The sequence below is a fragment of the Candidatus Spongiihabitans sp. genome, assembly GCF_965247905.1.
GTDB lineage: Bacteria > Pseudomonadota > Gammaproteobacteria > Arenicellales > Poriferihabitantaceae > Spongiihabitans.
Genome location: NZ_OZ252047.1, coordinates 104,454 through 128,376, shown reverse-complemented (window position 1 = coordinate 128,376; position 23,923 = coordinate 104,454). Strand labels below are relative to the sequence as shown.

The window sequence follows — 23,923 nt, the reverse complement described above, 5'->3', positions numbered from 1 at the left end:
ATTCGGATTTTTCATAATCACCCTTAAACAATCCTAAGCGAACCAGACTCGGAACTTTGTCTTTCGCGGTGCAAATTTTTACGCCATAGTATGTGACCTCTTGTACATTCCATAGAACCCGCCATTTCTTTCTGAGTTTTATGATGCAAGTTTTCATTATTCAAATCCTGAGAATCCTACGAGATATTGCCCAGCAACCATCCCAAAAACCACCGCCAGCGCCAACGCCAGCAGTATTTTCCGTTGCCGCCGTTTTCTTTTCGCGCCCTCGCTGTTGTGCGCCTTAACCAGCGCAATTAATTCGGCGCTTTTTATGCGCGGCGCGTTCGGCGCGGGTTCTATGCCGTGCTTTTTTGCCAACTGCTCGAATAAAGAGTGCTTGTCAAAACGCGCGTTTTTGTCGAATCCGGGTGTTCGGCGGATGTGTTCGTTCCATAGGTGAACGGCGTGGGTGTCGTGATACAGCCGAATGCCTTCGTGAAACTTGTCGGTGAAATAATGCTCGCCGATTGGATAATGCAGCGGGTAGAAATACATGAACGGCTTGGCGTGCGATTGCAGTTTGTAATAATCGACCGCCTTTGAGAACACAACGGGTCCGCCAATTTTTCCGAAGGCGGTTTTCTCTTTGCGTTGCTTCAGCCAGCGCGCTTTGCGTTTTCGTTTTTTGTCGGCGAGATCATCCCAGGGGAAGTCCCAATTATGATGGCGGCACGCTTGCTCTAATTGTTCGCACAACGCATGCCCTTTAGGAAAAGCCAGAACCGAGCACTCGTAACCCGAATCAATCGAAGCGGCAAAAACTATTTTTTCGTCAAAGGCGAGCGGCTTGATGCAAACAACATCCATATCAACCCAAAAATTTCCTTTTTTCGACAGCAAGGCATATCTGAACAGATTGCCAAAACCGGCAAAACTCCCGCCTTTATAAGTGAAGATTTCATCTCTCGGGACAATTTTATTGGCATCTTTAATGGTCGCGCCGAGCGGTATGTTTCCGACTTCATCGTAGGTGTAAAGATGAAACTCATGCCCGTGATCGAGGAATGACTTTACGCATAATTGCTCCAGTCGCGACAGCGGATTGCCAACCCATACCGATTGAATAATGGGGAGTTTCATTTACCGCCGCCCGGCGCGTGACGGGCGTCGGGATCGAGAATCAGCGGGCAGTATTTATCCTCCGCGATGTCGATGTATGTTTTTGATCTGCCGCATCCAAACAAACCGCGAATGTAAGCAACCGGTTTAATCCATGATTTCAAACAGCGTTTTCGCATTGCGACATGAAACGGGCAAAGCGGCAATGTGATTATTCCCCCGATGAGGTTGCTCAGCGCCGAGAGCAAAATTGCAGCGACCGATTTCTTGTTGCGCAATCTGCTGATATAAGTACTTTGAACATAACCGCTATAGATGCGCGCTATTCGGTATTTCATGGATTGGCGTGATTCATTCGTTATGTGATACACAACCGCGTTTCGATTTCTAATCAGTCTTGCGCCCGCTTGGTATGCTCTATCGAATAGTTCAATATCTTCCGCGCCCGAGAAGTTGAATCGCAAATCAAACCGCAACCCCAATTTTTCATAAATTTTGCTTGAAATAAGCAAGTTTGAGGTTGAATGTGATTTTTCCCATTTAATATTGCCCGGTGGTTGCGCGCGTTTTGCTCGCTTCGCCGGTATTCCATTCGGCGCCTCGATAACCACGCCGCTGCACGTGTCGGTTTGTTGCTCGGTCAAAACGCCATACAGTTCGTTCAACCAATTCGGCGTTACCACGTTATCGTCATCGCAGGTTGCGATGTAATCAGCCCGATGTTCAGCCGCGTAATCGAAAATATGATTTCTTATCCGGCATAGCCCGCGATCGACGGCGACCGTATAAGCGACCGGGAACGGCGCGACTTTGGCAAAGCGGGCAACCGTCGTGCGCGCGCTTTCCTTGGCATCGTTGTCCGCGACCAATAACGAAACCGCCGCCGTTGGCGGCAGTTCCATGACCGCCATTGACTCCAAGCATCGCGCCAGCATCCGCGGGCGCAGACAAGTTGGGATTGTGATTAAAATGGACGGACGGTTGTCATTCATCGCTTTTTTGCCGCCGTTTGATTGCTTTTAATACAAAAATCCATACAGGAATTTTTCCGTGACTGCTTTTGTGGTCTTCAATAATGTCAACTAATTCATAACGACCTTTCCCCCATTGAAAAAATAAATAGGGCATGCAAATTGCTTGCGCTCCGAACGGATCCATTGCGCCCGCCGATTGCGGGGCATGTTCTTCGGTATGTTCGATGTAGATTAATCCTGTCGATGTAATTTGCATGCTCCATGCGTCTAACGCCTTGCGCGGGTTCATCGCCTGATCAAGAGAATTGGTGTAAATAAAATCAAACTTGTTGACCCATTCTGGATTTTCATCGTGAAAATCCCAAGTCACCATATTCGGAAACTGGTTTGCGGTATCTGATATGTCGGTGCCGATGGTTTTGCCGGGGAGTTGTTCGTTGAACCATGCAACTTCAAAACCGTTGCGCGCGCCGTGGCACAAGCCGCTATAAGTTTTTGTTTGTTATGGCGTCGCAAATGATCCGCAACCAATCCGAGCGTTTTTTTATCAGCCCAAACGAGTGCGAGTTTCCTTTTGTTATGAAAAATTTGTGTTTCCTTGTATTCCTTATAGCCGCCTCGATACTCGTGCTGATAAACGAGCGAATCCTGATAGGGTTTAATCATTTTGTAGCCGAATAGGCGCAACAACGGATTAAGTCCAATTTTCATCACCTTCGCCCTCCCCGATATGCGCATATAATTTCACATCAGTCGGACCAAACAATCCGCGAATGTATGCGACTGGCTTAATCAGCAATCGCAATGTTTTGATTCGTATTCGTTTATGAAACGGACAAAAGGGGAGCAAAATCACGCCACCGATGAGGCTAGCGAGCGCTTGGAGCAGGATTGTCGGAACCGACTTGGTTTTATATTGCCGTGCGATGTAAGCCCGTTGCGTGAATCGGCAGTAAGTTCCGACAACGATCCATTTCAGGGTTGCTTTTTTTTCTATGCCGCGCGGATAAACATACGCGCAACGGTTTCGAATCATCTTTGCGCCTTTCATGCCGGCGCGGCGGAAAAACTCCTCGTCTTCGGAGCCGGTGAGGTTGTACTTCAAATCAAACCGCAGATTTAAATCTTTGTATATGCGGCTTGAAATTAAAATGTTAGATGTGGAATGCCAATCGACTTGGCGGATCTTTGACGGATTCTGGGGGGGGGGGGGGGGGGGTGATAGCGCGGCTTTTAATTTCAGCGTCGTTGATTTCCACGCCCTCGCATGAGTCCGCTTGCTCGGAAATTAACGCCGAATAAAGTTCCGTCAACCACTCCGGCGATACCGCGTTATCATCATCGCAAGTCGCGACATAATCCGTATTCATCATGACCGCCGTATCAAAAATATGATTTCGGACATGACAAAGCCCGCGCTCTTGTGCGACCGTATAATAAATATTGAATGGCGATTGAAGTGAAAAGTTTTCGACCATCGCGCGCGCGCTCATGCTGAAATCATTATCAGCGACGAGCAAATCAACTCGTTTGTTGGGCGGCAGCTTCAATGTAGCCATTGATGCCAAACATCGCGCCAATCGTCTCGGACGCATGCAGGTTGGAATCGCGATCAGGATGTCGGCGTGCGCCACCAGTTTTTCCGTGCGTGAAAGAGCGGCATGGTTACTCATGACCAAACCGCCATTAACCAAACAGCCAAGGCGCTTCGACCTTGCGTTGTTGTTCATAGCGCTTGATCATTTCCGTTTTTCCCAGGGTCAATCCAATTTCGTCCAGACCATTCAATAACGCATGTTTTCGAAAAGCATCGAGATCAAAAGCAATCGTCGCCTGATTGGGCAAGACTACGATTTGGTTTGGCAAGTCCACCCGCACGGCATAGCCGGGCTGTTGCTCCACCTGAATAAATAAATCATCCACCGCTTGGTCATTTAAGACAATCGGCAATATCGCGTTTTTGAAGCAGTTGTTGTAAAAAATATCGGCGAAACTGGGCGCGATGAGACAGCGCAAGCCGTAATCTTCCAGTGCCCAAGGTGCATGCTCGCGCGATGAGCCACAACCAAAATTCTCCCTGGCAAGCAGGATTTTGGCATGTTTATAACGCGGGAAATTTAACACGAAGTCGGGATTGAGCGGGCGGACGGCATTATCCATGCCCGGCTCGCCATGATCCAGGTAACGCCATTCATCAAACAAGTTCGGCCCAAACCCGGTGCGCTGAATTGATTTAAGAAATTGTTTCGGAATGATCGCATCGGTATCCACATTGGCGCGATCCAAGGGCGCTACGATGCCTTCGAGTATCGTGAACTTGTGCATCGCTACATCCTGCCCGGGTCAGCAAAATGACCGGCAATCGCCGCCGCCGCCGCCATCGCCGGGGACACCAAATGGCTGCGTCCGCCTTGCCCTTGCCGACCTTCAAAGTTTCTGTTCGAGGTCGATGCGCAACGCTCGCCGGGTTGCAATCGGTCGGCATTCATTGCCAGACACATCGAACATCCCGGATTGCGCCATTCAAACCCGGCATCGATAAATACCTGATGCAAGCCTTCCGACTCAGCCTGCCGCTTAACCAACCCGGACCCGGGAACAACCAGCGCTTGCTTTATAGTGTTGGCAACTTGCCGGCCGCGAGCGACTTTTGCGGCATCGCGCAAATCTTCAATCCGGCCATTGGTGCATGATCCAATAAACACCAGATCAAGGTCGATTTTTTTTATCGGCGTGCCGGGCTCAAGATCCATATACGCCAGCGCATGTTCCATTCCCGCGCGCATGACCGGGTCGGACTCATGCGCCGGATTTGGCACAATATCATCAATTCCAACCACCATCTGTGGCGATGTTCCCCAGGTCACCTGCGGCCGAAGCGCGCTTACATCGAGAGTTACTTCAAGATCAAATTCTGCGCCTTTATCGCTATGCAACTGTTTCCAGCTGTCCACGGCGCGCTGCCATAATTCTCCACTGGGCGCATAGGGTCTGCCCTTCAAATAATCCAGGGTAACTTGATCAACCGCGATCATCCCGGAGCGGGCGCCGGCTTCAATCGCCATATTGCACACCGTCATTCTCCCTTCCATGCTTAACGACTCGATCGCCGGCCCGGCAAATTCAATCGCATGGCCGCTGCCGCCTGCGGTGCCAATTTCGCCAATCACTGCCAACACCAAATCCTTGGCGGTAACCCCGATTTGCAATTCTCCCTGCAGCCAGATTCGCATATTTTTTGATTTACGCTGCATCAGGCATTGGGTGGCCATGACATGCTCGACTTCGGAGGTGCCAATACCGAAAGCCAACGCGCCGAATGCGCCGTGGGTGGAGGTGTGGGAATCGCCGCACACAATGGTCATGCCCGGCAATGTGGCCCCTTGCTCCGGCCCGATAACATGAACAATGCCCTGTCTGGGATCGGACATGGCAAATTCGGTGATACCGAAATGCCGGCAGTGCTGAGCCAATGTCGTCACCTGAAGCCGGGATATCGGATCATCAATTTCAGAATTGTCCACCGTGGTCGGCACATTATGATCCGGCACCGCAATCATCGAGTCGATACGCCAGGGTTTGCGTTTGGCCAAGTGCAAGCCGGCAAAGGCCTGGGGCGAGGTCACCTCATGCACCAAATGGCGGTCAATATAAATGAGCGTGACGCCATCGTCCTGGCCATCTTTCTGGTCATGCACAACATGCTGCTGCCAAAGTTTATCGTAGAGCGTTTGTGGATGCATTGTCAGGTAACGGATTATGGGAAACGACAATAATACCATACGCCAAATCGTGACGCATGTCGCCGTATGTCATTTTCTTTGGGGGGGGATGATATCCTTGACTGCGCGCACCAACCTCGCTGAATAATGTCAGCGGCTTGCGCCGCAGGGTTTTTTCACTGGATTATCGGGTCAAGCCCGATAATGACGGTCCGGAGGGCGGAAATCCAGACTGCCCCTTCACCGTCATTCCCCCGTTTTCGCGAGGGCAGGCTCCGCGAATGCTGCCACCATTCCGAACAACCCCGTCATTCCAACGAAAGTTGGAATCCAGTTAACTATGCGTCCCGCGCTTCCGCGAGGGCAGGCCCGCGTAGCGGGACACGGCCGCCAGGGACGAAGCTATGGATGGCAAAGGTAAGCGACGCAGGAAGCCAAAGCCGATGGCAGGAGTGCAGATTTTGCTGGGAGCAAAAATCTGCCAAAACCATAAGCCCAGAGCGAGCGCCAACCCCGCCGCCGTGTAATGTCAGCGGCTTGCGCCGCAGGGTTTTTTCACTGGATTATCGGGTCAAGCCCGATAATGACGGTCCGGAGGGCGGAAATGACGGCATTGGATTCGCGGGACGGTGGCTGCCGCCACGGCAGCGCATTGAAACTCCAGCGATATCGCTCTGTGAAGTTAAGGTTATAATTCCTTTGCGGTTGCGCCTGCCATTAAAAATAGCTCAGTCGATCAGCGTATTTTTGTTGCCGCGCGGATTCTGGGCGCGATCCCTCAAAGCATGATCCATCAACACCAATGCCAGCATCGCCTCGGCGATGGGCACGGCGCGGATGCCGACGCAGGGGTCGTGCCGTCCGGTGGTGACCACTTCAACCGGCTCGTTGTTCAGGTTGACCGTGTCTCCAGGAACCTGAATACTCGAGGTCGGCTTGAACGCGACCTTGACCCGAATATCCTGTCCGCTGGAAATTCCGCCGAGTACGCCGCCGGCGTTATTGGACTTGAATCCCTGCGCGCTGATTTCGTCGCGATGTTCAGAGCCGCGCTGGGCGATGGCGGCGAAGCCCGCGCCGATCTCCACCCCCTTGGCCGCGTTGATGCTGATCATCGCCTTGGCGATATCGGCGTCCAGCCGGTCAAACACCGGCTCGCCCCAGCCAATCGGCAATCCCGACGCTTCAACCAATATGCCCGCGCCAATCGAATCCCCGGCTTTTCGGGTTTGCATGATTAACGCCTCCAGTTTGCCCACCGCCTCTTTGTCGGCGACGAAAAACGGATTTTGGTTCACTTCATCCCAGTTTTTAAGGTCAATTTTTATATCGCCGATTTGGCAGACGCAACCTCGAATCTCCACCCCGTAGTGCGCGCTCAAATACTTTTTTGCAATGCCGCCGGCCGCCACCCGCATGGTCGTCTCGCGCGCAGAGGAACGCCCGCCGCCGCGGTAGTCACGAAATCCATACTTTTTGGCATAGGTGAAATCGGCGTGGCCGGGACGAAATCGATCCTTGATTTTGTCGTAATCGCGCGCGCGCTGGTCTTGGTTTCGAATCAACAAGCCGATGGGCGTGCCGGTGGTCTTGCCTTCAAAAACACCAGACAGAATTTCCACTTGGTCGCTTTCCTTGCGCTGGCTGGTATATTTTGACTTGCCCGGCTTGCGCCGATCCAGATCGACCTGCAAGTCCGCGGCGCACAACGCCAGCCCCGGCGGGCAGCCATCAACAACGCCGCCCAGGGCCGCGCCGTGGCTCTCGCCGAAAGTGGTCAGGGTAAATAATTTCCCGAAACTGTTGCCAGACATAAAGTTAAATCATCGCGAGTTTGTGCGGCGATTGTAGCGCACTACATTATATCGCGGGCATACCGTGGGAAACAAAACTTGACACAAGTGTTCATTGACGCTGTATAGGTTCAGATACCTTTGGCACTCCGATGCAGAAGGAGAGCCAAAGGTGGTGGACCTTGGATTCGGTTGCCATATCAGTAAAGTAAGTGTATATATACACATCATTGTGTGCCGCTTACGTGCCACATACCCCATATTCACCTGCATCGCACGAGGTTAATACCATGACCGCAGATTTAGCCGAATATCTGATTGAGATAGAGAGTGCTAAAGAACTATATGAACAATATATGGAAGTTAGTCAAATATACAAATTGCCGGTTTTCCAACCCCAACCGGAACCGCAGTATGCGCCCCCAAGTAGCGAGAATCCGCTTACTACTAATGTTGTTACTTTGACAATATAGACATGGCAGATTGGACCGAGTTAGTAAATAAGCTAACGGAATCTAAGGATCCTTTATTTATTCAGCACTGCTTGATTGATGAACTTACTAAAATTAGCAAGCTGCACGATGACAGCAATGTTGTTTATTACGCTTCTGGGTTTTTGCAAAAACCAACGGAATCGGCGACATCAATCACACGGGAAGATGTCAATGGTTTTATGAATGCCTTTCACGGATTAGATTGTACTAAGGGATTGGTACTGATTGTGCACACACCTGGGGGCGACATTCATGCAGTGGAAAGCATCGTAGCATACTTGCACCAGAAGTTTGATCGTATTACAGCCGTGGTTCCTTATTTGGCGATGTCTGGGGGAAGTATGATTAGTTTGGCGTGCGACGCTATCGTCTTGGGCAAGCAAAGCCAACTCGGCCCAACAGACCCACAAATTGTCATTCAGAACAAACAACATTCTGCCAGAGCCATACAGGATGCGTTTAATCGTGCTAAAAGCGATATTCAAAGTGATGTAACGCTCGCCCATCTTTGGGCTCCCATACTGCAATCCATGGGGCCATCACTGATTATTGAGGCAGAGAAAGCACTTGGATACAGCCAAAGTCTGGTATCCAAATGGTTACAAAAAAGAATGTTTCGGTTGGAGAGTGACCCTAAGAAAAAAGCCGATAAAGTTGCTGACCATGTAAATGCTGATTCTGAAAACGTCTATGCACACGGTCAACGAATGGGCATAGAAGACTTACAGCAATTAGGCGTGAATGTAATTCCACTGGAGGATAATCAGCAATTGCAGGAGGCAGTTCTTTCGGCTTATCACGCAATGACTATCATTTTTGAACAAACACCATCGTCCAAATTTATAGTCAACCATAACGGGAAGATGTGGTCGAAAAGTGTTCAGCAGGTTATTCTTCAAGCCTCCCCGGTGCCACCGCCTGCTCAATCGGCCCAACCAGCGCGACATCGTAGACGTAAATAAGCATATTGCCAGCAAGTAAGATTGATTTATAGATCAGTCCTGCACATTTTTTCAATTGTGAAGGCGATGGCATTGGCGGTTTTTGTATGGTTTCGGTTTCGGGCAGGGTGAGGGTTTGGTCTTTGCGGGATTTGAGGTATTTGTCCAGGGGTTAGTAGCCGCCGACCGACTTGAGCCTTGCGGGCATTTGGTCCCAGTGCCTGCCCTTATATGTTCGACCGTTTGCCTTTTTACTACGCTTGACGCCGTCCTTTCCCCATGCGCCCCATTGCTTGAAGAAGAACTTCACTTTGGCGTCGCTGCATTGTTTTTTAATATTATCCACCCAGGCTTCCTGCATCGGACGGGCACCCTTGCCACTTTCGCCACCGACGATAACCCAGTGGATGTCTTTGAGTTTGATTTTGCCAATGTCTTCTAACAGCGGCTCGACCGACAAAAAGCGTACCTTGGCTTTTATTTCGCGCAATTCGTCAATGCGGGGTACGCCGTGCTTCTTGTTTTCAACCGATGTGCCCAACCAGGTATTCGGCGGTGCTTCACGATTGCTGAAATATCGCCGCATTCTCCCGGGCCGCTTGGTCAGAATTTGATAAGTATGTTGTGGTGTCTGGCTAATGACGCGCATAACCTCATCCACAAATGCAAACTCCACCTGAGGGTGAAACATATCCGACATGGAATTGACAAACCACATAGTCGGTTTTTTGCGTCGCAAGGGAATGTCCAACCGTTCAGAATGAGTTGAAACCACGAAGCCGTTTTCATATCCGTTGACGCCCATTGCATGCAACCGACGCGACAGAGTTTCGGCATAGCAATGCTTGCAACCGGCGGAGACCTTGGTGCAGCCAGTGACCGGATTCCAGGTTGCCTCTGTCCATTCAATTTTGGACATGCTTTCACTTACGCCTCATGGGGAATATTGATTTTTGGCGAGAGACAGTTATGACATCGTCGTCCTTAATATTTTTGACTTCTCTCCGTGGAATGTTAAATTCTTTGTTTTCTACCCCCTTCCACAACACTTGATTGATTATTTCCCGATTCGCAGGTGTGTGATTAAATATTTCATTGAGCAAGTCACGGTATGCCATTGAACCTTTTTGGTGAATCAACTCGGGAATTTCGCTGTGCAGGGCTGTTCGAACTTTTTCTTTAGCCAGCTGGTCAAAACGAAAAGCGAATCCAATCGAGAGTTGTCTCGTGTGCTTTTCGTCTTGTTTTGACCGATAGCCAAACATATCCAAACCTTCTTTACCATAATGCACCATTTCATTGCCTTTATTCCAGTGAATTTTCATCATTTCATCTCTCGCCCTGTAATGGGAAGACAGATGCACCAACCAATATCCCCAACCACTTGTATCGCCATAAATGCAAAATGGTGTATAAAAATACCCCATTTCCAAAAATTGTTTGGACAGAACATGTTGGATGACACTCCTACATTTGTTCGGATTATCTCGGTTATCTTTATGCCGAATTTGTGCAATATCTGTATCTGTGAGACCTATCTTCATCAGGGTCGATTCTGATTTATCGCATAGGTAAGCCAAAAGTGAACCTACTGCAAATGTGAGGATGATTTCGGATTTTGCCGATTGCATTATGTTCATTACTTGACCAAGTAGCACTTTGCTATAGCCATACTGGTCAAGTATAAAAAGCGCCCTACCGCGCTTGCCGCGACTTTTTGTTTTAATGCACTCAATTATTTGCGGCAGGCAAGAACCAAACTGGCCGTGCATGACTTGGACTTTCCCATTTTTATACCCCTCTTTTATTAACGTATTATCCAAATACTTAGCCGTCGCCTTATCTTTTTCCACAAAGAAAAAGTCAACGTTAATGGTAAGAGCGTCCTGCCCTAATCCTTGACGCTCACTATTAATCAACATAGTTGCCTCTTTGACGGCTTGCAAAAGAATTAGAGGAGAGCCATCCACCTCACGATTTTCGTAGAGATACTTCCCGCCACCAGCAAAGCCATCAACGATGGTCAAGTTGAATTCTTTATTTCTATAGCGCAAAGACCCTTTTGTCACCACGCACATATATTGAATCAGATATTCTCTGATAATATCGTGTTTACACCTGCTGTGATTTTCCAGTATGGGAGGGCCGTTTTTCCAGTCATATCTGTTGGACGAAGCCATACTACGATTCCTTTGGAAATATCATGATACTAACACAGCCGGATGGTTTTTTATTTTATTGATCAATCTCGCGCATTTTTTCAATTGTGAATGCGATGGCGTTGGCGGTTTTTTGTATGGTTTCGGTTTCGGGCAGGGTGAGGGTTCGGTCTTTGCGGGATTTCAGGTATTTGTCCAGGGGTTGGTAGCCGCCGATTTGGAAGTTGAAAACTTGCGGCGGGATGGGCGCGAAGTATTCGTCTTGGTTGAAATATAGTCGCTCGGCTGTTTCGTCGTAGCGGATTTTTTCCACTTTATGCGAGGTGCCGGTGCCGGCGTGTTGCGCCAAATCGCCGGCGCAGTGGTCGCGCAATAAGTGGGCTTTGATGAGTTCTCCGCCGATGTCGGCGAGGCGTTTGAATTCATCGTTGTCATCGGGGAACGGAATGCGCGGGAAATCGCTACGCAAAAAATCGGCATAGCGTTTGCGGTAGTCGGGGGAATGGAGGATGGCGTAGATGCAGCCGAGAATGTCTTCGGGTGAATGGGCGATGGCGTAGCGGTCATCAATCCATCTCCGAAACTCCGGGTTCAAGTTTTCGTTGCGGGTGGTTTGTCCGACCGCCGTGTCATAGCGGTAGAGTGGAAAGATTGGTGCAGAATTCCCAGGGCGAGTAGACATAATGCCAAATTCCGCGATTTTATCTACCACAAAAGCGTCTTGCCAAGAAGATTGTCCGGTGGCACTTCGTGACACAGAAAGAGCGACATTACGACCCGCCAGCATGTGACGCATAACTTCTGGGCGAGGACGCTCCATCGTTTCCTTTCCGTAGTAACACCAGCGAGTGTCAAATGGACGGTATAAGCAAGGTTTTAGAAATTGATTGAAAGAATGTTCATATCGGAGCGCGGTGCGAGCAGATTCCAAACTCCAATCCCCTGTATCTTTCAAATTGTATTTCTCGCGCAAACTTTCCGTGCTGATTTTTTTATCTATTAAATGATTAATGCGCGGTTTGATTTCATCGGCATCAAAAGCAAAAGCAAAATGATCGCGGTGAGATTTTATGCCGGTGCTCTGTGTGATGAATATATCTTTAACAGAGTAAAATTTTTCATATTTTTTCGCGGCTTTATTATCGCGCGGAATAAATAAATAAAACGGCGCAGTGGGTGTTACCTGTTTCCATGGTGTGGTGGCTATATCGTTTTCTAAACAATCTTTATATTTTTCATCGCGCTTGCCATAAAAATCAGCATGAAAAACACCCTTTTGTTTTGCGTTTGGATTTTTCACCAAAATGCTAATCGCCACGCCCTGGCGGATATCAAACACATTTTCATCCTTGCCACCGTCCGGTGCGGTTTCTTTTTTGTTGGCATTACCGTGCAGGTCAAGAAAATACAATGCGTCAAAAGTATCAAGTAGGCTTTTTCGCATACCGCGAAAAGTCGGGTTATCCAAAAATCCGTGGTTGGTGATGATAGCAACGATGCCACGTTCCACGTTTTCCATTTTCCATTGCGCGAAGCGGAAGAATTTTACATAGTCGTCAAGAAGAACTTTGAGGTTTTGTTCTTTCAATTTTTCGCCGTTAATCTGTTTATATGAATTGATTAAATCAATAATCCATTCCCCCTTGTTTTGTGATGCAACCGAATACGGCGGATTACCGGTAATCACCAACACTGGTGCGTCCTTTATTTTTTGTGCGCGATTCACCTCCTCCGCCAGTTTCGGCATCATCGGCAACTCCACCTGTTTGCCAATGCGCTCCAGCGTGTTGGTTAAGAAAACATTGATGCGCTCGTCATGTTTGAGCGGCACACCGTTATCCGCCAGAAACTGCGATAATTTTAAGTGCGCGATGGCGTAAGGCGCCATCAGCAGTTCAAAGCCATAAAAGTTTTTCAGAATGTGTCCACGGGTCAACATATCGCGCCGTGCCGGCGGTGTGTCTGACAGCACTTTGCGAATCATTTCCAGCATAAAAGTGCCGGTGCCGGCGGCAAAATCCAGCGCGGTTACGGCATTGGTTTCAGCGATGCCGCCCGATAAACCAAAATCACGGCGCAACAAATCATCCACCGCGCGCACGATGAATTTAACCACCGGCGGCGGGGTGTAATAGACGCCGCGCCGTTCGCGCAATTTGGCATCGTAGGCGGCGAGAAAGTTTTCATAAAAATAGATGTAGGGATCATCGGAGTCGTCAAAACCTTTGCCACCGTTGCGGTAGGACATGGTTTCCGATACCGCCGCCGCGTCCATGTTGTTGACCGCCGCCAGAATGTCGTCCACCACCCAGCGGATGTGTTCATATTCGGAGTCGTGTAATCCCTGTAAAAAGACGGTGATTTCGCGGATGACGGCGAAGTTGGCGGGGATGTATTTGTTGATGTTATACAGGTCGAGTTTGTCTCCGGCGGGCGCCTTGAGTTTGGCAAGCAGCAGGCTGTAGACCAACGTTTGCGCGAAGGCATCGGCGAATTTGTCAAAACTGAGTTCGGTGTCCAGAGCGGTTTGGAATGCTTTTAGCAAACCGTGCAGGCTGGATTTGGACGGGTCGTCATTGCCATGCGCTTCCAATCCTTCGCGCAATAGCGCGCAACGTCTTGCCAGTGCCGATGCTAGTCGTTTGGCGTCGCCGATTTTCTCCGCTTCCACTTCCATGAAGGCGCGCAACAGGTTGACGAAATCGGTTTTTGTTTTTGTGTTTGGTTTTTCCGTCAGGGTGGCGTCTTCTATTTTTTTGCCGTCGCGCAACCAATACCATCGCCAGGAATCGGTGAGTAAAATGTTGTCGGACAGGGCGCGGTATTTTTCCAGTTGCGCCTTGCCGAGCAGTTTGCTGAGATTTTCGCCGGGGTTTTTACATTCCACATAGCCGATAACACCGCCGCCTTTGGCACTGATACGAAAATCCGGCGCGCCGCTGTTTTTGATGCGGCTCGGCTCCTGCAGAATGTCGGCGGCAACGCCAAACTCCGCCGTCGCTGCTTTCAGCATATTTTCTATGTCGGTTCGGTAGGAAAACTCGGTGGCATCTCCCCCTGCGGCGATGGTGGCGATGTTGTGGGTGTAGGTTGCGATCCAGTGCATGGCGTGGATTGTAACCTTCTATCGCCCCGGTGTGCGCATCAACCGGCGGCCTCCCGTTCCACGAACATCGCGTCTCCATAACTGTAGAAGCGAAAGTCGTGGGCGATGGCGTAGTGGTAGGTGTGCATGGTTTTATCATAACCGGCGAAGGCGCATACCATCATCAGCAAAGTGGAACGCGGCAAATGGAAGTTGGTGATTAATGCGTCCACTGCGCGGAAGCGGTATCCGGGCAGGATAAATAATTCGGTGTCTCCTGAAAACGGTTGCAGTTGGTCTGTTCGCGCAGACAACGCGACGCTCTCGAGCGCACGAACTACGGTGGTGCCGACCGCAATAACTCGACCGCCACGCGACTTTGCCCGATTGATTTGCTCGCACGCGCGCCGCCCTACTTCGATCCATTCCCGATGCATGGCGTGTGCCGCCGGCGATTCGGTGCGAACCGGTTGGAAAGTGCCGGCACCGACATGCAAGGTTATCGTCGCCCAGTCAATTCCGGCGCGGCGCAATTGGTCGATGAGATGCTGGTCGAAGTGCAACCCGGCGGTGGGTGCCGCCACCGCGCCGTTGACGCGGGAATACACGGTCTGGTATCGTGAAAAATCCTCGTCCACCGCCGCACGCTCGATGTAAGGCGGCAACGGCATGGTGCCGTGGGAATGAAACAGCGTCGCCGGGTCGCGGTCGCATTGGATGACAAAAAATCCGCCCCGGCGTTCGCATACCAGCAGTTTCGCCGCACCGACTACTAGCCTCTGGCGCGTCCGCACCGGTTTGTTGGCGCGCAGTTGCACCAGCGCGGTGTTGCCGTCAAGGATGCGCTCCAACAGAACTTCGACCCGTCCGCCGGTGGGTTTGCGCGCAAATAATCGTGCCGGCACCACCCGGGTGTTGTTTGCCACCAGCACATCGCCGGGCTTTAGCAAATTGCCGATCTCACCGAACCGAAGCACCGTCGGCGCGGACTCATCCGCCGGCACCGCCAACAGCCGGCTGGCAGTGCGCTCGGCAGCCGGGAACTGGGCGATGCGCGCAGGCGGCAGCGAAACTCGCCCGTCGCGAAGGCATTGACTTCATTTTAGATCCTATGTGGACTCACATCAATCCGGATCTTCACGAACACATTGATGGGTTGAGTTCAGAATGGGCGCGACCGCCTGGCAAACCAAGTCGGTGATCTTGATTTGACCATCGCTATCGGCAATCAGATCCTGTCGGATCTCCAGCAGCGCCAACTCCACGCCGCGCTCATGCGAGTGTATTGCCTGAGCATACCCATGCGGGTCGGTGGCGTGGTACGGTTGGTTATCGCCGATGTTGAACCCGGTCACTTTTGACAGGCTACCGATCAGTTGCCGCGCCAAAACTTCATCCTGATTCCAGAGCACGCCCATTTCCCACGGGCGCACCAGGCCATTCATAATCGGCGTAAAACTATGCACCGCTAAAATAATCGGCCGGTTGTGTTTCGCAATCAGGTTATTTACCATATCCTGATACTGATTGTGGTAAGGATGGAAATAATGATTGATGCGGCGGGCGCGCATTTCATCGGTCAGATTCAAGTTGCCGGGGATTTCAACGCCATCGGAGTATTCGGCGATCAGCGATGGATCATGCAGATGACGATTTAAGTCGACCACCAACCGCGAGTAATTGGCCAACAGCAACGGCGCATCAAAAAATTCCGCCAGCCGCATTGCCACTTGCTTAGCGCCAATATCATAGGCAATATGCTGGCGCAGATAATCGGGATGCAACCCAAGACCCGCCATCTCATCGGGAATGAGATTGTCCGCATGATCGCAGGCAATCAACAAAGCGGATGAGCCGTTGGCGTTAATCGCCTCAAAAGGGCGAATCTGGTTGTCAATCACGTCGGTAAACTCATCGTTGCCGCTGATCTTAATTAGAGTGGAAAAATTATTTTTGTGTTGATGCGGAATGTAAGGCGGCAAAAAACCAATGCGCAATAGTATTACAGACTACGCGCTTTTGCTATTGCTGGCGGTGATCTGGAGCACTTCATTTCTGCTCATCAAGGTTGGGGTTGAGACGGTTGCGCCGTTCACCCTGACCGCCGCCCGGCTGACCATCGCGGCGGTGTTGTTCTGCATCTATCTGGCAATCAAAGGGCAATGGATTCCTATGCATCCACAGGCTTTGTTGCTCTACTTTGTGGTCGGCGTAGTCGGCAACAGCCTGCCATTTGTGCTGATCAGTTGGGGCGAAGTGTATATCAGTAGCGCGCTGGCCGCGATATTGATGGGCATCATGCCGATCAGCACTTTCGTGCTGGCGCACTACTTTGTCTCAACAGAATCAATGACTCGGCGAAAGGCCGTAGGTATTTTCTTTGGGTTTTGCGGCTTGATAACTCTGGTTGGGCTGCCTGCATTATTGGGCCTGGGCGACCATATCCTGGGGCAGTTGGCGGTTCTCGGAGGGGCGCTAAGTTATTCATTCGCCACCATATTTGTGCGTCTGCAGCCGACCTTCACGCGTTATAAAATGGCTGCCGGTGTCACTATCGCTGCGGCGATGATAAGCATACCGCTGGCTTTCCTGTTTGAGTCTCCTTTTGCGGCAACCCCGTCTTCGGAAAGTTTGTGGGCGATCCTGGTTTTGGCCCTCTTCCCAACTGCAATGGCATCGCTGATTTACTTCAGGGTGATCAAAAACCTGGGCGCGACCACCTTCGCGCAAATCAACTATGTGGTGCCGGTATTGGGCAGCCTTTGGGGCGTGTTGCTGCTGGGCGAAATGCTGGCATGGAACATTTTCATCGCCATGTTCCTGGTGCTATGCGGCATTTATTTTATTCAATCAAAATCCAGCATCCGGTCAAAATCCGGCGGCTGACTTTTTTGATGCGTCGGGCAAGTTGCCAACGCTCGGCTTTAATCTCCCAATCCGCGCCTTACGACTCTGAGCTCGACACTGAGCCCGAGAATGAATTTGACGCCTCTTTCAGGCAGTCCAGTTTCTCCAAGCCCTTGCCGTTATTCAAGATTTCATCGGCAAGTTGCACGCCTTGTTCAATTGAGCTCGCCAAGTCGCCGGCATAGAGGGTCGCGCCGGCATTGAGCGCGAGCATATCATGGGCCGGACCGGCTTCGCCGGCCAGCGCTTTTTTAATGATTCCTAAACTCTGGTTGGCATCGGCAACGACGATGGATTCGAGGCTGGATTTGGCCATGCCAAATTGCTCAGGACTAATCCGGTATTCGGAGAATACGCCGTTTTTGTATTCCGCAACCTGGGTCTCAGCGGCGATGGAAATCTCGTCCAGCCCATCATCGGAGCACACCACCAAAGTATGCTCGCTACCGAGCTCGGCGAACACTTCGGCCAGCGGCCGCACCCAATGCGGGCTAAACACGCCGACCAACTGGAATTTGGCATCGGCCGGATTGGTTAATGGCCCAAGCAGGTTGAATATCGTGCGTATGCCGATTTCTTTTCTGGGGCCGATGGCGTGCCGCATGGCCGAATGATGGGTCGGCGCAAACATAAAACCGATGCCGCATTGATCGATGCACTGGCCCACTTGCTGCGCGGTGATGGCGGTGTTCACGCCCGCGGCCTCCAGCACATCCGCGCTGCCCGAGTTGCCGGTTGCCGCGCGGTTGCCATGCTTGCCCACGCTCGCGCCGGCCGCGGCCGCGACTAACGCGCTGGCGGTGGAGACATTGAACAGTTTGGCGGCATCGCCGCCGGTGCCGACGCAATCCACAATCTTGTCCGCGCGCGCGCTCACTTTCGTCGACAACTCACGCATGATGGTGGCCGCACCGACAATTTCATCCACGCACTCGCCCTTGACCATCAGCGCAGTCAGGAATGCGCCAATCTGCGCATCGGTTGCCTGCCCGGACATAATCAAGGTCATCACCGATTGCATCTCGTCCCGGGTTAGATCCTGGCCGGCAACCAGCCGACGATTTGCCGATTGCAGATTGATATTATGCTGGTCCATATTATGCTTCAATATTCTGTGGTTTATGCGCCTGGCATGTTATCACTTTAAATACTTCAAGGGATCGACTGGCTTGCCGTCCTCGCGAATTTCAAAATGCAGCATGGTGGTTTGCGCGCCGCTGCTACCCATGCGCGCAATTTGCTGGCCGGACTTTATCGCTTGACCTTCCTTGACCAGGATATCGCGATTGTGCGCATAGGCGCTCAAAAATCGGGGGGAATGCTTGACAATGATTAACTTGCCATAGCCGCGCAAGCCCTCGCCCGCATAAACCACCTGCCCGGCCGCAGTGGCTTGTATGGCGCTGCCTTCCGCTCCGGTGATTTGGATGCCGTTGCTGCCGGTTGCGGGCGCATATTTGCCGGTCAACTTGCCTTGCGCGGGCCACTGCCATGTTCCCGGCAACTTGGCCGGCGACTTGGCCAACGCTTTGGCGGGGGCGGCAACGCTGACCGAAACCGCGGCTGCCGGCGGCTTAGCCGGCGCGGACGCCGCGTGCTGGCGCAAGCGGATGACCTGTCCCGGCTGGATGGCATACGGCCGTTTCAGATGATTCCACTTGGCGATTTTTTGATAGTCCAACCCGAACCGCCAGGCGACGCTGTATAGCGAATCCCCCGGCAGCGCTTTGGTGGCGGCGGGAATGACGCGGTAGGGCGATTTGTTGATGACCGGGGTTTTCCCGCCGCCGCCCGCGCACGCGACCAGCGCGCACAACGCAATGATGATGAACGCGCGCCGCATCAGCGTAGCAGCAGGTATGCCGCGAGCGCGAGCGCCAATACGCCCCAGCCGATCCATTCCGCCCATTGGTTCAATACCGGTTGTATTTTTTCGCCGCCCCACCATAACACGCCAGCCACCAGGAAAAATTGCGAGGCGCGACCTGCTATCGAAGCCAGTATAAACGGCAGCAGCGCGAGTCCCAGCACGCCGGAAGTAATCGTGAATAACTTATAAGGCAGGGGCGTCAGCCCGGCCAGCAATACCAGCCAAACGCCGTACTGGTCGAACCAGTCTTTCATGGTGATGAATTTTTCTTGCAAGCCGTAGATTTCCAGTATCGGCTGGCCCAGTTGATCAAACAAAAAATAGCCGATGAGATAACCAAATATCCCGCCCAGCACCGATGTGATTGTGGCTAAGGAAGCCAACCACCAGGCGCGATCTCTTGTTGCCAGCACCATCGGCGCGAGCATCAGCGAGGTCGGTATCGGGAAAAACGAGGACTCGATGAAACTGACGCCGCCCAGAATTTTTTCGGCCTGGGGGTGGTTGCACCATTGCATCACCTTGCAGTAAAGAGGGCCGAAAATTTTCACCGTATCTTATCTTTTAGCATGGTCCGTTTAACATGGGCCGTTTAACATGGGAACGAAACGCACGGCTTCGCGCTGTTGTTCATCAAATCCCCATGCAGTTCGGGTAATAACGCGTAATCGCTGACCGCCGCCGTCGCCCACCGGAATAACCAGCCGGCCGCCTTGGGACAACTGATCGATTAACGCTTGGGGGACGACTTCAGGCGCGGCGGTCACGATGATGCCATCAAAAGGCTGGTTGCTTTCCCAGCCCAGATAGCCGTCTCCATTCAGGTAACTGATGTTGCGATATCCGAGATCGGGCAGGCGCTGTTTTGCCTCGGCTTGCAGTGAAGCGATGCGCTCAATGGTAAATATCCAAGCGGCAAGCTGAGACAGAATCGCGGTTTGATAGCCGCAGCCGGTGCCGATCTCCAGCACCTTCTTAACCGTAATGTCGCTGGCAAAAATGAATTCAGTCATCAGCGCGACGATAAACGGCTGGGAAATGGTTTGGCTCTGGCCAATCGGCAAGGCCGTGTCTTCGTAAGCCTTATGCGCCAAGACCTCGTCAATAAAAAGGTGGCGCGGCGTCTCCAGCAACGCGCTCAAAACTTTTTCATTGGCAATGCCCTGCGCGCGCAAGCGATCGATCAGCCGCCGCCGGGTGCGCATCGAGGTCATGCCGATGCCTTCGCGCCGCCTGGATTTTGGGCTAAATTTTGGGTCAGCCATGATGATCTAAAGCCATAATCAAATCCATAATCAAATCTTTTGGGGTCAGTTTGCGGCCGAGGCGGTTCAATCGCGGCGGTTCATATTATTGAGCCAGTCATTGATCAGCGGTATATTTTTATGATGCGTCATATCAACGGTCAATGGCGTGATCGACACCTTGCCCTGATCAACGGCGTAAAAATCTGTGCCGACTCCGGCATCTTCCGCGGCACCCGGGTGGCCTATGCGGTAGATAGTATCACCGCCGGCCAGGCGTTCGCCGATGCTGGGCTCGGCATGGCTGCGCGCGCCCAATCGGGTCACTTCCATGCCGTTAATTTGATGGTAGGGCAAATCGGGAACGTTGAGGTTCAACAAGCAATGTCCAGACATTGGATGGGCATTAATGTTTTCGAGCAAATTCAAAACAACCTGGGCCGCCGTATCAAAGTGTTTTAGCGCTTCCCCGGCCAGGGATACCGCTATGGCAGGCAGACGCAGGAATCGACCTTCAATTGCCGCCGCCACGGTACCAGAATATATGACATCATCGCCCAGATTGGCGCCGTTGTTAATACCGGAAACCACGATATCCGGTTGCCAGCCGATTGCCTTTGTCAACATGCCGGCCAACATGCCGGTAATGGCTAAATGCACGCAATCTGCCGGCGTACCCTGTACCGAAATGAATCCGTTTTTATGGCTGTGGACTCTGATGGGTTTTCGTAAAGTGAGTGAATTACTGCTGCCACTACAGTTAGTTTCCGGGGCCACCACAATCACCTCGGCAACTTGCGAAACCGCCTCAAATAATGTCAATAGTCCTGGCGCATCGTAACCATCGTCGTTGCTGAGCAAAATTTTCATGGCGGGTTTATACAGGGTTGCCGAGCAAAAGTCACATGGATTGTGGAGTTTGGATGCGGGTGATTTTATGCTATCTTGCATCCGCTTTAAAACCGAATGTCGTGCGATTGCGGTTTGCTGTTTTGCTATAATGCACCGTAAATGAAATGCGCCCGACCTTAAATCGGAAACGCCTTAAATCGAAAACAATCGGGTCGGCATCTTGGCGGGCCTAAACGGGGAATGCTCAATGAAAACATATAACCGACGCCAAACCTTGCAACTGGTCGGGCGGGCGTTAATGGCCACGGCCCTGCTGCCAGGCTACTGGTTAGCCGTGAACGCGGCGTCTTATGCTCCGGCGGCAAATCGCAACAAGCGCTTTTTACAACTTTCGTCCATCTTGACCGGGCGGAAGATTGACCAGTTGGATCGGCGGTTATCGCTGGAATACATGCGCCGCCTGGATCAACAATCGCCCGGCGCGCTCAATCGCCTGTTGGCGCAGTTCCGGGAATTACAAGCAACAGCGGCCGGCCGGCGGACGCGGTTGGTCAGTTTGGTTGACCAGGAAATTTGGCGGCCACAGCATTGCGCCCAGTTATGCGGCGTCGATAAAACCGCCGATAAAGCCATGGCATGTTGTTTGGCCCGAGACCTGCTGTTGCTCTGGTATGCTGGTTTTCTGGTGGAAAAATCAAGCGACATTGTGCCGCCAACACAATTTGTGTACGGCAGCGCCGCATCTTATCGAGGCGCCCTGGCGTGGAAACTGGCCGGCACTTTGCCGCCAGCGACCGGCGGCGGCGGATACGCATATTGGGCGGAGAAGCCGCAATGATTCGGCATCAAGCCGCGTTCGAATATTTTCCTGAAGCCGCTAAAATCAGCGCGCGGCATTTCGATGTGGTGATTGTCGGCGCTGGCGTTGCCGGTGCTTTGCTGGCTTACGAGTTAGTCTCGGCCGGCAAACGGGTGCTGATGCTGGAGGCCGGCCCCGATAAAACCAGTTTACAAGATCGCAGCCACTATGTCCAAAATTACAAAAAGGCGTCCTTGCGTGTGCCCGAATGCGCCTACCCTCAAGTCGATGCCGCGCCGCGCCCGGCAACCGATGATTTGTTTGTGCGCCCGTACAAGGGTTACTTGGAGCAAACCGGCAGCAGGCGAAGCCACATTCCGCCGGCGGTGAGCGACGACTGGTTCAAAAGCACCTACGAGCGTCGCGTCGGCGGCACCACTTGGCACTGGCTGGGGAGTTGCCTGCGCTTTGTGCCCAACGATTTCAGGATGCGAAGCACCTATCATCCGCCACCGCTCGGTTTCGTCGACTGGCCGATTTCATATGACGACCTGGCTCCGTGGTATGACAAAGCGGCGACCGAGCTCGGCGTGTCGGGCGACGACCGTTATGTATTCGGGATTCCCCGCAACCATCGCGCTTGTCCGCCGGCCTACAAAAGCCTCCCCCCGCACCACTACCCCATGCCCGCCATCGCTCAATCCTATTCCGACCAGCAGGTGATGAAACAGGCGCAAGGCATGGCGGTGGATGTTGACGGACTGCAGGTGCCGTTGCTGATCTCGCCAACGCCGCAAGCGCGCAACGCAACGCCCGGCTACCAAAACCGGCCGCAATGCAGCGGCAATAACAGTTGTATTCCGGTATGCCCTATTCAGGCAAAATACGACGCCACGGTGCATATCAATATGTGCCGCGAGCAATACGGCGACTTATTCACTTTGCAAGCGCAAGCCTGCGCGCTCAAGGTGACGGTCGATAACCAGGCCCAGGTCAGCGGCATTGCTTTTAGGCAATGGCAACAGGATGGTGCCGACATTGCCTACCATGACTATAGCGCCAGCGCGGATATTTTTGTGGTGGCCGCCCATGCCATAGAAACGCCAAAGCTGCTGCTTAACTCGGCCAGCGAACACGCGCCCAACGGCGTGGCCAACACCTCTGGCTTGGTCGGAAAATACTTGATGGATCACAACATTCAGTTAAGTTATGCCTTAGTGAAAGACCCGATATACGCCTACCGCGGCCCGTTATCGACCTCGGGCATTGAAAATCTAAAGGACGCTCCCACCCGCAGCGGCATGGCCGCCTTTCGTATTGAGTTGGGCAACGATGGCTGGGCCTGGCCCGCCAATGCGCCCTATGGCACGGCGTATCACTTGATCCAAGGCGAGCGCGGCGTGTTTGGCGCGGCGCTGCAGGAGCGGCTGGAAAAAACCCTGACCCGCCAACTTCGCGTGGCCGCGCTGGTGGAGGCGACGCCAATCAAGGAGCACAGCGTGACGCTATCGGATGAAGTGGATGCGCTGGGAATTCCCCGGCCTAAGGTGAGATATGGCATCAGCGACGACCCGTATTGCCGGCGCGGAATGAATGCCGCCATCCAGGTTCATCATCAGATATTCCGCGCGCTGGGCGCGTTGCCTGAGGACATTCATCATAAGCCGGTGAATGAATTCGCCGGCGCCGGTCATATTATGGGCACCTACCGCATGGGCGACCAGCCTGAAGCCAGCGTGGTGGATAAATATCAGCGTAGCCATGATCATAAAAACTTGTTCTTGATCGGCAGCGGCGTGTTCCCGACCGGGGGCGCGTCCAACCCCACCTTCACCATTGCCGCCCTGGCGCTGTGGGCCGCTCAAACCATCCGGCAACAGTTGGCCGCAAGGTGAATTATCAAGATGATTTTATGCCGGATGACAGTATAAAAGGTTCAAGATACTTTAAGGTATAGTGAAATGCTCATAACTAATTGTTCT

23 protein-coding genes and 1 pseudogene are annotated in these 23,923 nt (G+C 52.2%); 6 read left to right on the top strand and 18 right to left on the bottom strand.

The window, feature by feature from the left end; all coding sequences use genetic code 11:
* Window positions 1-156: 156 nt before the first annotated feature.
* The 8 genes from ACP158_RS00745 to aroC form a co-directional block, all read right to left on the bottom strand.
* Complete coding sequence (locus ACP158_RS00745; RefSeq protein WP_424947101.1) at window positions 157-1,122, bottom strand: hypothetical protein; 966 nt, start codon at window positions 1,120-1,122, stop codon at window positions 157-159.
* Window positions 1,119-2,093 carry a glycosyltransferase family 2 protein gene (locus ACP158_RS00740; protein WP_424947100.1) on the bottom strand — a complete coding sequence of 325 codons (975 nt, stop codon included), beginning with the start codon at window positions 2,091-2,093 and terminating at the stop codon, window positions 1,119-1,121. Before ACP158_RS00740 ends, ACP158_RS00745 begins: the two co-directional genes overlap by 4 nt.
* The gene (locus ACP158_RS00735; RefSeq protein WP_424947099.1) at window positions 2,086-2,556 is read right to left on the bottom strand and encodes a hypothetical protein; all 471 of its coding nucleotides are present in this window, start codon (window positions 2,554-2,556) and stop codon (window positions 2,086-2,088) included. Before ACP158_RS00735 ends, ACP158_RS00740 begins: the two co-directional genes overlap by 8 nt.
* 213 nt (window positions 2,557-2,769) lie before the next feature.
* The gene (locus ACP158_RS00730; protein ID WP_424947098.1) at window positions 2,770-3,180 is read right to left on the bottom strand and encodes a hypothetical protein; all 411 of its coding nucleotides are present in this window, start codon (window positions 3,178-3,180) and stop codon (window positions 2,770-2,772) included.
* 49 nt (window positions 3,181-3,229) lie between these two features.
* Complete coding sequence (locus ACP158_RS00725) at window positions 3,230-3,748, bottom strand: glycosyltransferase (RefSeq protein ID WP_424947097.1); 519 nt, start codon at window positions 3,746-3,748, stop codon at window positions 3,230-3,232.
* Window positions 3,749-3,761: 13 nt separating this feature from the next.
* Window positions 3,762-4,400: a 3-isopropylmalate dehydratase small subunit gene (leuD, locus tag ACP158_RS00720; RefSeq protein ID WP_424947096.1), complete on the bottom strand. Its 639-nt coding sequence runs from the start codon at window positions 4,398-4,400 to the stop codon at window positions 3,762-3,764.
* A 2-nt stretch (window positions 4,401-4,402) separates the two neighbouring features.
* The gene (gene leuC, locus ACP158_RS00715) at window positions 4,403-5,818 is read right to left on the bottom strand and encodes a 3-isopropylmalate dehydratase large subunit (RefSeq protein ID WP_424947095.1); all 1,416 of its coding nucleotides are present in this window, start codon (window positions 5,816-5,818) and stop codon (window positions 4,403-4,405) included.
* A gap of 707 nt (window positions 5,819-6,525) precedes the next feature.
* Window positions 6,526-7,611 carry a chorismate synthase gene (aroC, locus tag ACP158_RS00710; RefSeq protein WP_424947094.1) on the bottom strand — a complete coding sequence of 362 codons (1,086 nt, stop codon included), beginning with the start codon at window positions 7,609-7,611 and terminating at the stop codon, window positions 6,526-6,528.
* A gap of 269 nt (window positions 7,612-7,880) precedes the next feature.
* Between aroC and ACP158_RS00705 the strand changes: the two genes are divergently transcribed.
* On the top strand, window positions 7,881-8,063 hold the full coding sequence (locus ACP158_RS00705; protein ID WP_424947093.1) for a hypothetical protein: 183 nt from the start codon (window positions 7,881-7,883) through the stop codon (window positions 8,061-8,063).
* 2 nt (window positions 8,064-8,065) lie between these two features.
* Window positions 8,066-9,046: an SDH family Clp fold serine proteinase gene (locus ACP158_RS00700; protein ID WP_424947092.1), complete on the top strand. Its 981-nt coding sequence runs from the start codon at window positions 8,066-8,068 to the stop codon at window positions 9,044-9,046.
* A 151-nt stretch (window positions 9,047-9,197) separates the two neighbouring features.
* Here the strand turns inward: ACP158_RS00700 and ACP158_RS00695 are convergent, their stop codons facing one another.
* Genes ACP158_RS00695 through queA form a run of 4 tightly spaced genes read right to left on the bottom strand, consistent with a single transcriptional unit; the run spans window position 9,198 to window position 15,336 of the window.
* Entirely contained in the window at window positions 9,198-9,944 is a 747-nt protein-coding gene (locus ACP158_RS00695) for a phage Gp37/Gp68 family protein (RefSeq protein ID WP_424947091.1), read from the bottom strand.
* A 4-nt stretch (window positions 9,945-9,948) separates the two neighbouring features.
* A complete protein-coding gene (locus ACP158_RS00690) occupies window positions 9,949-11,205 on the bottom strand; it encodes a three-Cys-motif partner protein TcmP (protein WP_424947090.1) in 1,257 nt (418 codons plus the stop codon).
* Window positions 11,206-11,260: 55 nt separating this feature from the next.
* Window positions 11,261-14,290, bottom strand: a complete 3,030-nt coding sequence (locus ACP158_RS00685) for a type ISP restriction/modification enzyme (RefSeq protein ID WP_424947089.1) — start codon at window positions 14,288-14,290, stop codon at window positions 11,261-11,263.
* Between the two features lie 38 nt (window positions 14,291-14,328).
* Window positions 14,329-15,336, bottom strand: coding sequence for a tRNA preQ1(34) S-adenosylmethionine ribosyltransferase-isomerase QueA (gene queA, locus ACP158_RS00680; RefSeq protein ID WP_424948374.1), 1,008 nt, complete (start codon window positions 15,334-15,336; stop codon window positions 14,329-14,331).
* Here queA and ACP158_RS00675 point away from each other — a divergent pair.
* Window positions 15,333-15,449: pseudogene (locus tag ACP158_RS00675) on the top strand (NYN domain-containing protein); the annotation flags it as partial. The gene queA and the pseudogene ACP158_RS00675 overlap by 4 nt on opposite strands.
* Here ACP158_RS00675 and ACP158_RS00670 read toward each other — a convergent pair.
* Window positions 15,394-16,170, bottom strand: a complete 777-nt coding sequence (locus ACP158_RS00670) for an N-formylglutamate amidohydrolase (RefSeq protein ID WP_424948373.1) — start codon at window positions 16,168-16,170, stop codon at window positions 15,394-15,396. The pseudogene ACP158_RS00675 and the gene ACP158_RS00670 overlap by 56 nt on opposite strands.
* Window positions 16,171-16,258: 88 nt before the next feature.
* Here ACP158_RS00670 and ACP158_RS00665 point away from each other — a divergent pair, with 88 nt between their 5' ends.
* Complete coding sequence (locus tag ACP158_RS00665) at window positions 16,259-17,155, top strand: DMT family transporter (RefSeq protein ID WP_424947088.1); 897 nt, start codon at window positions 16,259-16,261, stop codon at window positions 17,153-17,155.
* Between the two features lie 58 nt (window positions 17,156-17,213).
* Here ACP158_RS00665 and trpD read toward each other — a convergent pair whose 3' ends face one another.
* The 5 genes from trpD to surE form a co-directional block, all read right to left on the bottom strand.
* On the bottom strand, window positions 17,214-18,257 hold the full coding sequence (gene trpD / locus ACP158_RS00660; RefSeq protein ID WP_424948372.1) for an anthranilate phosphoribosyltransferase: 1,044 nt from the start codon (window positions 18,255-18,257) through the stop codon (window positions 17,214-17,216).
* Window positions 18,258-18,314: 57 nt separating this feature from the next.
* Window positions 18,315-19,085 (bottom strand): peptidoglycan DD-metalloendopeptidase family protein, encoded by a 771-nt coding sequence (locus ACP158_RS00655; protein ID WP_424947087.1) that lies wholly within the window; start codon window positions 19,083-19,085, stop codon window positions 18,315-18,317.
* Window positions 19,019-19,597: a YqaA family protein gene (locus tag ACP158_RS00650; protein WP_424947086.1), complete on the bottom strand. Its 579-nt coding sequence runs from the start codon at window positions 19,595-19,597 to the stop codon at window positions 19,019-19,021. Before ACP158_RS00650 ends, ACP158_RS00655 begins: the two co-directional genes overlap by 67 nt.
* 27 nt (window positions 19,598-19,624) lie before the next feature.
* On the bottom strand, window positions 19,625-20,311 hold the full coding sequence (locus tag ACP158_RS00645) for a protein-L-isoaspartate(D-aspartate) O-methyltransferase (protein ID WP_424947085.1): 687 nt from the start codon (window positions 20,309-20,311) through the stop codon (window positions 19,625-19,627).
* A gap of 66 nt (window positions 20,312-20,377) precedes the next feature.
* On the bottom strand, window positions 20,378-21,160 hold the full coding sequence (gene surE, locus ACP158_RS00640) for a 5'/3'-nucleotidase SurE (RefSeq protein WP_424947084.1): 783 nt from the start codon (window positions 21,158-21,160) through the stop codon (window positions 20,378-20,380).
* Window positions 21,161-21,389: 229 nt separating this feature from the next.
* On the opposite strand from surE, the gene ACP158_RS00635 reads away from it, so the two are divergent.
* Both ACP158_RS00635 and ACP158_RS00630 read left to right on the top strand, forming a co-directional pair.
* Entirely contained in the window at window positions 21,390-21,980 is a 591-nt protein-coding gene (locus ACP158_RS00635) for a sugar dehydrogenase complex small subunit (RefSeq protein ID WP_424947083.1), read from the top strand.
* The gene (locus tag ACP158_RS00630) at window positions 21,977-23,836 is read left to right on the top strand and encodes a GMC family oxidoreductase (RefSeq protein ID WP_424947082.1); all 1,860 of its coding nucleotides are present in this window, start codon (window positions 21,977-21,979) and stop codon (window positions 23,834-23,836) included. Before ACP158_RS00635 ends, ACP158_RS00630 begins: the two co-directional genes overlap by 4 nt.
* The last annotated feature ends 87 nt before the right edge of the window (window positions 23,837-23,923 follow it).

What these genes read in the sequence shown, in the direction of transcription:
- ACP158_RS00745 (WP_424947101.1), bottom strand. Translation starts at nt 1,122, where the DNA reads ATGAAACTCCCCATTATTCAATCGGTATGGGTTGGCAATCCGCTGTCG.
- ACP158_RS00740 (WP_424947100.1), bottom strand. Translation starts at nt 2,093, where the DNA reads ATGAATGACAACCGTCCGTCCATTTTAATCACAATCCCAACTTGTCTG.
- ACP158_RS00725 (WP_424947097.1), bottom strand. Translation starts at nt 3,748, where the DNA reads ATGAGTAACCATGCCGCTCTTTCACGCACGGAAAAACTGGTGGCGCAC.
- leuD (WP_424947096.1), bottom strand. Translation starts at nt 4,400, where the DNA reads ATGCACAAGTTCACGATACTCGAAGGCATCGTAGCGCCCTTGGATCGC.
- leuC (WP_424947095.1), bottom strand. Translation starts at nt 5,818, where the DNA reads ATGCATCCACAAACGCTCTACGATAAACTTTGGCAGCAGCATGTTGTG.
- aroC (WP_424947094.1), bottom strand. Translation starts at nt 7,611, where the DNA reads ATGTCTGGCAACAGTTTCGGGAAATTATTTACCCTGACCACTTTCGGC.
- ACP158_RS00705 (WP_424947093.1), top strand. Translation starts at nt 7,881, where the DNA reads ATGACCGCAGATTTAGCCGAATATCTGATTGAGATAGAGAGTGCTAAA.
- ACP158_RS00700 (WP_424947092.1), top strand. Translation starts at nt 8,066, where the DNA reads ATGGCAGATTGGACCGAGTTAGTAAATAAGCTAACGGAATCTAAGGAT.
- ACP158_RS00695 (WP_424947091.1), bottom strand. Translation starts at nt 9,944, where the DNA reads ATGTCCAAAATTGAATGGACAGAGGCAACCTGGAATCCGGTCACTGGC.
- ACP158_RS00690 (WP_424947090.1), bottom strand. Translation starts at nt 11,205, where the DNA reads ATGGCTTCGTCCAACAGATATGACTGGAAAAACGGCCCTCCCATACTG.
- ACP158_RS00685 (WP_424947089.1), bottom strand. Translation starts at nt 14,290, where the DNA reads ATGCACTGGATCGCAACCTACACCCACAACATCGCCACCATCGCCGCA.
- ACP158_RS00665 (WP_424947088.1), top strand. Translation starts at nt 16,259, where the DNA reads ATGCGCAATAGTATTACAGACTACGCGCTTTTGCTATTGCTGGCGGTG.
- ACP158_RS00655 (WP_424947087.1), bottom strand. Translation starts at nt 19,085, where the DNA reads ATGGGCGGAATGGATCGGCTGGGGCGTATTGGCGCTCGCGCTCGCGGC.
- ACP158_RS00645 (WP_424947085.1), bottom strand. Translation starts at nt 20,311, where the DNA reads ATGGCTGACCCAAAATTTAGCCCAAAATCCAGGCGGCGCGAAGGCATC.
- surE (WP_424947084.1), bottom strand. Translation starts at nt 21,160, where the DNA reads ATGAAAATTTTGCTCAGCAACGACGATGGTTACGATGCGCCAGGACTA.
- ACP158_RS00635 (WP_424947083.1), top strand. Translation starts at nt 21,390, where the DNA reads ATGAAAACATATAACCGACGCCAAACCTTGCAACTGGTCGGGCGGGCG.
- ACP158_RS00630 (WP_424947082.1), top strand. Translation starts at nt 21,977, where the DNA reads ATGATTCGGCATCAAGCCGCGTTCGAATATTTTCCTGAAGCCGCTAAA.